The sequence below is a fragment of the uncultured Sphingomonas sp. genome (assembly GCF_964244235.1).
Classification (GTDB): domain Bacteria; phylum Pseudomonadota; class Alphaproteobacteria; order Sphingomonadales; family Sphingomonadaceae; genus Sphingomonas.
Window position 1 is genome coordinate 1 of the sequence record NZ_CAXTII010000097.1, and the last position, 9,801, is coordinate 9,801.

Annotated in this window: 10 protein-coding genes and 1 riboswitch; of the genes, 7 read left to right on the forward strand and 3 right to left on the reverse strand. The window is 67.1% G+C overall.

Going from position 1 to position 9,801, the window contains the following annotated elements; genetic code table 11:
- Window positions 1-924, forward strand: a 924-nt coding sequence (locus tag ACFE7D_RS12890; RefSeq protein ID WP_375395819.1) for an NAD(P)/FAD-dependent oxidoreductase, incomplete at its 5' end; no start/stop codon positions are given.
- Here the strand turns inward: ACFE7D_RS12890 and rnhA are convergent.
- Genes rnhA through ispH form a run of 3 tightly spaced genes read right to left on the reverse strand, consistent with a single transcriptional unit; the run spans window position 921 to window position 3,297 of the window.
- Window positions 921-1,370 (reverse strand): ribonuclease HI, encoded by a 450-nt coding sequence (gene rnhA, locus ACFE7D_RS12895; RefSeq protein ID WP_375395820.1) that lies wholly within the window; start codon window positions 1,368-1,370, stop codon window positions 921-923. The genes ACFE7D_RS12890 and rnhA overlap by 4 nt on opposite strands.
- On the reverse strand, window positions 1,367-2,317 hold the full coding sequence (gene thrB, locus ACFE7D_RS12900; protein ID WP_375395821.1) for a homoserine kinase: 951 nt from the start codon (window positions 2,315-2,317) through the stop codon (window positions 1,367-1,369). Before thrB ends, rnhA begins: the two co-directional genes overlap by 4 nt.
- Before the next feature lie 11 nt (window positions 2,318-2,328).
- Window positions 2,329-3,297 (reverse strand): 4-hydroxy-3-methylbut-2-enyl diphosphate reductase, encoded by a 969-nt coding sequence (gene ispH / locus ACFE7D_RS12905; RefSeq protein ID WP_375395822.1) that lies wholly within the window; start codon window positions 3,295-3,297, stop codon window positions 2,329-2,331.
- Between the two features lie 124 nt (window positions 3,298-3,421).
- Here ispH and ACFE7D_RS12910 point away from each other — a divergent pair, with 124 nt between their 5' ends.
- The 6 genes from ACFE7D_RS12910 to ACFE7D_RS12935 form a co-directional block, all read left to right on the forward strand.
- On the forward strand, window positions 3,422-4,081 hold the full coding sequence (locus ACFE7D_RS12910) for a hypothetical protein (RefSeq protein ID WP_375395823.1): 660 nt from the start codon (window positions 3,422-3,424) through the stop codon (window positions 4,079-4,081).
- A gap of 167 nt (window positions 4,082-4,248) precedes the next feature.
- Window positions 4,249-4,336, forward strand: a riboswitch (glycine riboswitch).
- Window positions 4,337-4,492: 156 nt separating this feature from the next.
- The gene (gene gcvT, locus ACFE7D_RS12915; protein ID WP_375395824.1) at window positions 4,493-5,656 is read left to right on the forward strand and encodes a glycine cleavage system aminomethyltransferase GcvT; all 1,164 of its coding nucleotides are present in this window, start codon (window positions 4,493-4,495) and stop codon (window positions 5,654-5,656) included.
- The gene (gene gcvH, locus ACFE7D_RS12920; RefSeq protein ID WP_375395825.1) at window positions 5,656-6,027 is read left to right on the forward strand and encodes a glycine cleavage system protein GcvH; all 372 of its coding nucleotides are present in this window, start codon (window positions 5,656-5,658) and stop codon (window positions 6,025-6,027) included. Before gcvT ends, gcvH begins: the two co-directional genes overlap by 1 nt.
- 133 nt (window positions 6,028-6,160) lie before the next feature.
- Complete coding sequence (gene gcvPA, locus ACFE7D_RS12925) at window positions 6,161-7,522, forward strand: aminomethyl-transferring glycine dehydrogenase subunit GcvPA (protein WP_375395826.1); 1,362 nt, start codon at window positions 6,161-6,163, stop codon at window positions 7,520-7,522.
- Window positions 7,523-7,720: 198 nt separating this feature from the next.
- Window positions 7,721-9,379 carry an aminomethyl-transferring glycine dehydrogenase subunit GcvPB gene (gene gcvPB, locus ACFE7D_RS12930; protein ID WP_375395827.1) on the forward strand — a complete coding sequence of 553 codons (1,659 nt, stop codon included), beginning with the start codon at window positions 7,721-7,723 and terminating at the stop codon, window positions 9,377-9,379.
- Window positions 9,380-9,440: 61 nt separating this feature from the next.
- The coding region (locus ACFE7D_RS12935; protein ID WP_375395828.1) for a DUF1453 domain-containing protein at window positions 9,441-9,801 on the forward strand (361 nt) is incomplete at its 3' end.

Genomic DNA, 9,801 nt, shown 5'->3' on the forward strand with positions numbered 1-9,801 from the left:
ATCGCCGCGTTCCTCGGCGGCGTGCATTGGGGGCCGGCACTGCGCGCCGGCGGCTTCCTCGATCCGCTCGGCTCGCTGCATATCGGGCGGGCGGGGGATGCGCGCGCGATCGATGCGATGCTGACGGCGTTCGCCGGCTCGGGAGTCGATCTTCGCCGGATCGACCCCTCGGGCCTCGTGCCGGGATTGCGCGCCGATTGGACGCTCGGTGTCGCCGAACCCAGCTGCGCCTATATCGACGTCGCCGCGCTCCATGCCGATGCGCTGGCGACCGCGCGGCGCGGCGGGGCGATGCTGGCGACCCATGCCGAATTGTCTGCGGCGACCCGGCAGGACGGTCGCTGGTCGATCGATACGCGCGCCGGGAGGTTCGACGCAACTATCCTCGTCGATGCGGCAGGTGCCTGGGCGGATGTCGTCGCCATGCGGGCGGGGGTCGCGCCGATCGGCATCCGTGCCTATCGCCGGACGCTGGTGCAGCTTCGTACCGATCCCCCGGCTCCGGCCGGCCTGCCGCATGTCGCGGACATATCGGGGCGCTTCTATTTCAAGCCCGAGCCCGGCGGACGCCTGTGGCTCAGCCCGCATGACGAGATCCCGAGCGATCCGTGCGACGCGCAACCCGAAGAGCTGGACGTCGCGGTCGCGATCGACCGATTCGAGGGGGTGGTGGACTGGCGTGTCGAAGCGGTCGAACGGCGGTGGGCCGGCCTGCGCAGCTTCGCGCCGGACCGGTTGCCGGTGTACGGCTTCGACTCCGTCGTGCCCGGCTTTTTCTGGTTTGCGGGGCAGGGCGGTTTCGGCATCCAGACCGCGCCCGCGGCGGCAATGCTGGCGGCGTCGATCCTGTCGGGCCACGCGCCGGACCCGGCGGTCGCCAGGATCGATCCGGCACGGTATGCCGTGTCCCGCTTCGCCGGCTAGCGCGGCACCGCTGCCGTCACCGCCGCGTCGCTCGCCAGCCGGTCGCAGCGTTCGTTGTCAGGGTGCCCGGCATGGCCCTTGACCCATTTCCAGTCGATCACGTGCGGCCCCGCGGCGGCGAGCAAGGCCTGCCATAGCTCGGCGTTCTTCACCGGTTTCTTGTCCGCGGTACGCCAGCCATTGCGCTGCCAACCGTGAATCCACTTGGTCAGACCGTCCATGACATACCGGCTGTCGGTCGACAGCGTCACCGCGCAGGGCCGGCTGAGCGCCTTCAGTGCCTCGATCGCCGCGGTCAACTCCATGCGGTTGTTGGTCGTCAGCGCCTCGCCGCCCGACAATTCCTTCTCGTGCGCGCCGCTGCGGATCAGCGCGCCCCAGCCGCCCGGCCCGGGATTGCCCTTGCACGCGCCGTCGGTGGCGATCTCGACATGGGTGAGCGTCATCCGAACACGTCCTGCGTCTCATAGATTTCGAGCCGACGCAGATATGCGAGCGGATCCTTTCGGGTCACCAGCGCATCGGCGGGCGTGTTCAGCCAATCCCAGGCCCGCGTCAGCAGGAACCGAAGGCACCCCCCGCGCGCCAGCACCGGCAACGCTGCCCGTTCCGCGGCGGACAGGTCGAACCGCGTCGCATAGCCATCGACCAGCGCCCGCCCGATCGCCGGATCGTAGTTCCGCCCGGTGCCATCGAAGCACCATGATGTGTGCATGACCGCCAGGTCGTATGCGCGGATGTCGGTGCAGGCGAAATAGAAATCGATGACTCCCGTCACCGTGTCGCCCAGCATCAGGACGTTGTCGGGGAACAGGTCCGAATGGATCGCCGCGATTGGCAGGTCGGATGGCCATGCGCCGACCACCCTCGCCAACGCGCGTTCGACCTGGTCGAACAGGCCGGGCGCGATCAGGTCCATGTCGCGACCGCAGCGCGCCAGCATCGCGGGCCAATCCGCCACCCCCAGCGGATTGCGCCGCATCTGATCGAACGTCGCGAGGCTGGCATGCAACGCCCCCATCGCTGCGCCCGCCGCGCGCGCTTGCCCGGCGGTCGGGTATGAAACGGACACGCCGTCCAGGAATTCGATGAGGCACGCCGGCCGCCCCGCCAGCATCTGGACCGCCGTACCGGCCCGGTCGGGCAGCGCGCGCGGTACGGGATTTCCGTCGGCTGCGAGGTGATCGAGCATCGCCAGGAAAAAGGGCAGGTCCCGGGTGTCCGTCCGCTCCTCATACAGCGTCAGGATGAAACGCTCGCGATCGGTATCGACCAGATAGTTGCTGTTCTGCACACCCTCCGCGATCCCCTTCGCGGATCGCAGGTGGCCATGATCGTAGCGCGACAGGAACGCAGCCAGCGCCTCCGCGGAGACCTGGGTATAGACGGCCATGTCCTGGAAACTCAGGCGGCGATTTCGAGGCCGCGGGGCAGCTTGAACGCGACCGTCTCGCGCGTCGTCTCGACCTCGCGTTCGACGATCTCATAACGAGTCGCCAATAACGCGATGACCTCGCGAACCAAAATCTCCGGCGCGGACGCGCCAGCGGTCAGGCCTAACGTGCGGACCCCGTCGAGGAGGCTCCAGTCGAGATCGGCGGCGCGCTGCAACAGGCGCGCCCGCACCCCCTCGCGCTCGGCGACTTCGACGAGGCGAACCGAATTGGAGGAATTGGGCGCGCCGATCACGAGCATCGCGTCGCATTCCGCCGCGATCGCCTTCACCGCGGACTGACGATTCGAGGTCGCGTAGCAGATGTCCTCGCCACGCGGCGGCTGCATCTCGGGAAAGCGGCGCTGCAACACGGCGACGACGGCGGCGGTGTCGTCCACCGACAGCGTCGTCTGTGTCAGGAAGGCGAGGTTCGCCGGGTCCTCGGGCATGAACAGTTCGGCATCGGCCGCGGTCTCGATCAGCGACATCGCCCCCGCGGGAACCTGACCGAACGTACCGATGACTTCGGGGTGTCCGGCATGGCCGATGAAGACGATGTGGCGACCTGCGGCGACGAGCCGTTCGGCCTGACGATGGACCTTCGACACCAGCGGACAGGTCGCGTCGAGATAGTCCAGTCCCCGATCCTGCGCTTCGACCGGTACCGACTTCGGGACGCCATGTGCGGAAAAGACGACGGGTGCACCATCGGGGACCTCGTCCAGTTCCTCGACGAAGATCGCGCCTTTTTCGCGCAGCGCATCGACCACGTAGCGGTTGTGCACGATCTCGTGGCGGACATAGACCGGCGCGCCATGTTTTTCGATCGCCAGTTCGACGATCCGGATCGCGCGATCGACACCCGCACAGAAGCCCCGCGGTGCTGCGATCACCAATTCGAGCACTGGCTTGAACGCGGATTTTGTGTCGACGACCATGATCATGTCGTTCTACGCGATTGCTTGCGCGGGCGAAAGCCGGTTCCTATGGTCCCGCCGCCAGCCGGACCGCCCTCGTTCAACCCGGGGTGCGCGCCCGCGACACGAAAAGGTATGCGTGCCCGTGACATTTCCGAAATCCGTCCTCGTCCTGCCGTCCCTGGGTCTTGCCGCCCTTGTCCTGGCGGGTTGCGCTGCCAAGAAGGGTGAACTGGACGAGACCGGCGGCATCACCGCGATCCGTTCTGCCTGTCCCGTGGTCGGCGTGCCCATCGGCACCGGCGACGTGACGCTGTTCGACCCCGCGACCAGCCGCGATTCGACCGCGATCGATGTGACCGCGACGATGACCAACGTGCGATCGACGTGCAACGACGACGTCGGCGATCAGGTGGCGACCAATGTTACCTTCGACATCGACGCACGCCGCGCGCGAACCGATGGCGCGCGCGATGTCGTGTTCCCCTATTTCGTCACGATCGTTCGCGGCGGCACGGCGGTCGTCGCCAAGCGAGTCGCCGGGGTGAACGTCCATTTCGACGCCGGGCAGGCGCGCGCGCACGCCGGCGGAACGGCGGCCACGTCGATCACCCGGTCGGCCGCGACGCTGCCCGCCGACGTGAGGGAAAAGCTGACCCACAAGCGCAAGGCGGGCGATGAGGACGCCGCGACCGATCCGCTGACGCTGCCCGAGGTACGCCGCGCCGTGTTGAGCGTGACGTTCGAGGCGCTGGTCGGTTTTCAGCTGACCGACGAACAGCTGAAGTACAACGCGACGCGTTGAGCTTACTGTTCCCCCGCGAACGCGGGGGGTCCAGGGCCACGAGCGGTGCGTCTCGTAACCCGGGCCCCGCTTTTTCGGGGGAACGGGAATCCTGAAACTGCTCCGCCAGATTGACTTCGCCTCGACCGACCGGCACAGCTTGACGGGTCGATGCCGGGCGACCGGCTGCGACGCGCGCGGGAGAGTGTCCTTTCAGGACCGCCGAAGGAGCAACCGCCCCGGAATCTCTCAGGCAACCAGGACCGCGCGGGTCGAATCGACACTCTGGAAAGCGCGCTCGGGCGATCGGGTGCCACCGAAGGTGTAACCCCGGCGACAAGCCGGGGGAAAGCTCTCAGGTTCCGTGACAGAGGGGGTTCCGGATCGACCAGCGGATTCGTCCGCGGCCGGCCGCCCCTTGGAGACGGAACGATGCGCGACGCCCCCCCGACTGCCGCCGACATCATCGATCAGGCCGACGAATATGTCGAGCTTGCCGCCGACCTGCTGCCGCTCGATGCGTGGCACCGCGCGCATGGTGCCCGCATGGTCGAATTCGCCGGGTACGAGATGCCGATCCAGTATGAAGGGATCATGGCCGAGCATGTGTGGACCCGCGAATCCGCCGGGCTTTTCGATGTCAGCCATATGGGCCAGCTGGTGTTTTCGGGCGAATGCGCGGCACGGGCGCTGGAGAGCGTGCTGCCCGGCGATATCACCGGGCTCGGCGAGGGTCGGATGCGCTATTCGCTGCTGCTGAGCAACGGTGGCGGGATGCTCGACGACCTGATGGTCACGCGGCGTGGCGACGCTTTCTACGTCGTCGTCAACGGCGCGACCAAATATGACGATATCGCCTATCTGCTCGACGCGCTGCCCGACGGTGTCACGATGAACCTGATGGACGACCAGGCGCTGATCGCGGTGCAGGGTCCGAAGGCGGTCGACGCGCTCGCGCGGATCGTGCCCGGCGCGGCGGCGCTGACGTTCATGACCGCGGCCGCATTTGACTGGGACGGCGCGGCGCTGTGGATCAGCCGGTCGGGCTATACCGGGGAAGACGGGTTCGAGATATCGGTGCCGGCGGACAATGTCGTCGCGCTCGCCGATGCGCTGCTTGGCGAACCCGAAGTGAAACCGGTCGGCCTCGGCGCGCGCGACTCGCTGCGGCTGGAGGCGGGGCTGCCGCTTTACGGTCATGACCTCGATCCGGATATCACCCCGGTGATGGCCGATCTGGGCTTCGCACTGTCGAAGCGCCGCCGCGAGGCTGGCGATTTCGCCGGCGCAGCGCGCATCCTCGCCGAACGGGACGCGGGGCCGGTCGTCAAGCGCGTCGGGCTGTTGATCGACGGTCGGCAGCCGGTGCGCGAGGGCGCGGCGGTCGTCGACGAAGAGGACGGTACCGTCGGCAAGGTCACGTCCGGCGGCTTCGCGCCCACCGTCGGTGCCCCGATCGCGATGGCCTATGTACCCGCCGCGATGGCTGCGCCCGGTACCCGTATCCGCCTGGTACAGCGCGGGAAGGTCCACACGGCGATCGTCACCGCGATGCCCTTCGTTCCCCACCGCTATGTCCGTGCAGGAGGCAAGTGATGAGCCGCTATTTTACGCAAGACCATGAATGGATCGACATCGAGGGCGAGACCGGTACCGTCGGGATCAGCGAATATGCGCAGAGCCAGTTGGGCGACATCGTGTTCGTCGACGTGCCCGCCGGGGGAAAGCAGCTTGCCAAGGGCGACGAGGCCGCGGTGGTCGAATCGGTCAAGGCCGCGTCCGACGTCTATTCTCCGGTGTCGGGTACGGTCATCGAGGGCAATGTCGCACTTGCCGACGACCCGGCGCTGGTGAACACCGCTCCGGAAGCCGGGGGGTGGTTCTTCAAGATCACGCTGATCGATGTCGGCGAATTGGGCGAGCTGATGGATGAAGCAGCGTACGCGGCGTTCGTCGCGAAGCTGTGACCGGATAAGCCCCCTCCCGCGTGCGGGAGGGGGTTGGGGGTGGGCGGTCGCTCTCCTTCAAGACTGTGGCTCGTGGAGAACGAGCGCCCACCCCCGACCCCTCCCGTAAACGGGAGGGGAGGAGTCGATCCCGATGCGCTACCTGCCCCTCACCCAGTCCGACCGGAACGCGATGCTGTCCGTCGTCGGCGCATCCTCGATCGACGACCTGTTCGTCGACGTCCCCGAAGCGGCACGATTGTCCGGTCCGATCGCCGGCCTGCCCAGCCACGCGTCGGAGATGGCCGTGGAGCGGCACATGACGGCGCTTGCACGGAAAAACCTGACTGCGGGCGAGGCACCGTTCTTCCTCGGCTGCGGCGCGTACAGGCATCATGTCCCCGCCAGCGTCGATCACCTGATCCAGCGCGGCGAGTTCCTGACCGCCTATACGCCGTACCAGCCCGAGATCGCGCAGGGCACGTTGCAGATGCTGTTCGAATTCCAGACGCAGGTGGCGCGGCTGCTGGGCACCGATGTCGCGAACGCGTCGATGTACGACGGATCGACCGCGTGCTGGGAGGCGATCGGCATGGCGCGGCGGATCACGAAGCGGGGCAAGGCGATCCTGTCGTCGGGGCTGCATCCTCACTACGTGTCGGTTGCGAAGACGATGGCGAAATATACCGGCGACATGCTCGAGACGACCGCGCCGTGGCTGGTCCCCGACATGGACGTCGACCGGCTGATCGAGAAGATCGACGGCGATACCAGCTGCGTCGTCGTGCAATATCCCGACATCCTGGGGCGCATCGCCGACCTGACCGACCTCGCCGCGGCGTGCCATGCGAAGAAGGCGCTGCTGATCGCGGTCGTCACCGAACCCGTCGCGCTGGGTGCGCTGAAATCGCCGGGCGAGATGGATGCGGACATCGTCGTCGGCGAAGGGCAGTCGCTGGGCGTCGGGCTGCAATTCGGCGGACCTTATGTCGGCCTGTTCGGCTGCAAGGACAGATATGTCCGCCAGATGCCGGGTCGGCTATGCGGCGAGACGGTGGATGCGGACGGCCGCCGCGGTTTCGTGCTGACGCTGTCGACGCGCGAGCAGCATATCCGGCGCGAGAAGGCAACGAGCAACATCTGCACGAACAGCGGGCTGTGCGCGCTGGCCTTCTCGATCCACATGACCTTGCTCGGCGAGGCGGGGCTGCGCCGGCTGGCGGGGATCAACCATGCGGCGGCCTGCCGCGCGGCGGACCGGCTGGTACAGGTGCCGGGTGTCGAACTGGTCAATGACGGCTTCTTCAACGAGTTCACGCTGAAGCTTCCGGTCGAGGCACGGCCGGTGGTGCGCGCGCTGGCCGATCAAGGGATATTGGCGGGCGTGTCGCTGGGTCGGTTGTACCCGGGTGAGGAAACGCTCGCGAACGGGCTGGCGGTCGCGGTGACGGAGACGACGACGGCGGAGGATGTCGAGGCGCTCGCCGTCGGTCTGGCAAAGGCGCTAGCCGCATGACGCGGGCGGTTCCAATGTTGGAAAAACAATGCTTCGGGGTCGGCATGTCCGCGCACGCATCCGACCGACCGCAGCCCGTTTTCGGCGGCGATCGGCGGGGCCTTTCGAAAAGACGCACGCACGCCTCCACTTCCTCCACTTCCAGTTTTTGCAATCGTCGCACGCCGCGTGCGGCATCGATCAGAAGGCGTTGATCCGATGGCATTAAATCAAAGCGGCTGGCGTCCAGAAATGTCGTCGGACCGGCAAGCGGCTGCCTCCACTTCCACCGGCAACAAGGCGCTGATGCTGGAGGAATCGCTGATCTTCGAGATCGGGGATGGCGACACGACGGGGGTGGATTTCACCGACCACGCCACCCCGGCGAAGGCCGGGGTCCAGTTGCGAGACGCGAGCGATGACGCGCCGTCCGCCGTTACGACCAGCTTAGCAACTGGACCCCGGCCTTCGCCGGGGAGGCTAGGTGGGTTGGAGCGCGAACAAGCCATCGGCCTCCCCGGTCTGTCCGAACCCGAAACCGTCCGCCACTATACCCGCCTGTCCCGCCAGAATTACGGCATCGACCTCGGCTTCTTCCCGCTCGGCAGCTGCACGATGAAACACAATCCGCGCCTGAACGAGAAGATGGCGCGATTGCCGGGGTTTGCCGATGTTCACCCCCTCCAGCCGGTCGACACGGTGCAGGGCGCGCTGGAGGTGGTCCACCAGTTGGCGCACTGGCTTGTCACGCTGACCGGCATGACCTCGGTCGCGATGAGTCCGAAGGCGGGCGCACATGGCGAGCTGTGCGGCATGCTCGCGATCCGCGCCGCGCTGGAGGCGAAGGGCGAGGGCCACCGCAAGGTCATTCTGGTCCCCGAAAGCGCGCACGGGACCAACCCGGCGACGGCGGCCTTCGCCGGCTATGGCGTCGAGGCTATTCCCGCGACCGCCGAGGGCCGCGTCGACATCGCCGCCTTGACCGCGCGGCTGGGACCCGACGTCGCGGGCGTCATGATAACGAACCCCAACACCTGCGGCCTGTTCGAGCGCGACATGAAGGCGATCTCGGACGCCGTCCATGCGGCGGGCGGGTTCGTCTATTGCGACGGCGCGAATTTCAACGCGATCGTCGGGCGGGTGCGGCCGGGAGACCTCGGCATCGACGCGATGCATATCAACCTGCACAAGACCTTCTCCACCCCGCATGGCGGCGGCGGCCCGGGGTCGGGGCCGGTGGTGTTCTCCGAAGCGCTGACCCCGTTCGCGCCGCTGCCCTTCGTCGAGAAGCAGGGCGATAGCTTCGCGCTGATCGAGGAAGAAAATGCGGGCGAGCACCATGCCGGCAGTTTCGGGCGGATGGTGGCGTTCCATGGCCAGATGGGGATGTTCACGCGGGCGCTGACCTATATCCTCAGCCATGGTGCGGACGGGTTGCGGCAGGTGGCCGAGGACGCGGTGCTGAACGCGAACTATGTCCTGCGGTCGCTCGACGACACGCTCGATGCGCCGTTCGGGGGCAGCGGGCCATGCATGCACGAAGCTTTGTTCTCCGACGCCGGCCTGGCCGACGGCTTCTCGACGATCGACATCGCCAAGGGGCTGATCGACGAGGGATTCCACCCGATGACGATGTACTTCCCGCTCGTCGTCCACGGCGCGATGCTGGTCGAGCCGACCGAGACCGAGAGCAAGGCGGCGCTCGATCAGTTCATCGGTGCGCTGCGGTCGGTCGCGGAACGTGCCAGGGCGGGCGACCAGGCGCTGAAATCGGCACCGCATTTCGCCCCGCGTGCCCGCCTCGACGAGACGCTTGCGGCACGCAAGCCCATGCTGGTCTGGAAGGATCGGCTGTCCATCGCCGAGGCGGCGGAATAGGCTTTCCTACACTGTGTCGGGGGGCTAACACACGCCATGGGACGAGCGGGGGACGATCGAGATGGGCGGGCAAGCGGTACAGCCGAGCGGGCTGATGCAATATGTGATCCCGATCGCGGTCATCGCCATCGTGTTCCTCATCCGCGGTCGCCAGATGACCCGGATGCGCCGCCTGAAGCTGGAGCAGTTGTGGATCGTGCCCGCAATCTACCTCGTCATCGTCGCGATCCTCTTCGTGTCCATGCCGCCACGGCCGGTCGGCTGGTTGATCGCGCTCGCGGGTGTCGTCATCGGTGCCGCGATCGGCTGGCAGCGCGGGCGCATGATGACGATCCACGTCGATCCGGAAACGCATGCGATCAACCAGAAGGCGTCGCCGCTCGCCATGGTGTTGCTGTTCGCGATCGTGCCGCTGAAACAAG

What these genes read in the sequence shown, in the direction of transcription:
- gcvH (WP_375395825.1), top strand. Translation starts at nt 5,656, where the DNA reads ATGAGCCGCTATTTTACGCAAGACCATGAATGGATCGACATCGAGGGC.
- thrB (WP_375395821.1), bottom strand. Translation starts at nt 2,317, where the DNA reads ATGGCCGTCTATACCCAGGTCTCCGCGGAGGCGCTGGCTGCGTTCCTG.
- ispH (WP_375395822.1), bottom strand. Translation starts at nt 3,297, where the DNA reads ATGGTCGTCGACACAAAATCCGCGTTCAAGCCAGTGCTCGAATTGGTG.
- gcvPA (WP_375395826.1), top strand. Translation starts at nt 6,161, where the DNA reads ATGCGCTACCTGCCCCTCACCCAGTCCGACCGGAACGCGATGCTGTCC.
- gcvT (WP_375395824.1), top strand. Translation starts at nt 4,493, where the DNA reads ATGCGCGACGCCCCCCCGACTGCCGCCGACATCATCGATCAGGCCGAC.
- rnhA (WP_375395820.1), bottom strand. Translation starts at nt 1,370, where the DNA reads ATGACGCTCACCCATGTCGAGATCGCCACCGACGGCGCGTGCAAGGGC.
- gcvPB (WP_375395827.1), top strand. Translation starts at nt 7,721, where the DNA reads ATGGCATTAAATCAAAGCGGCTGGCGTCCAGAAATGTCGTCGGACCGG.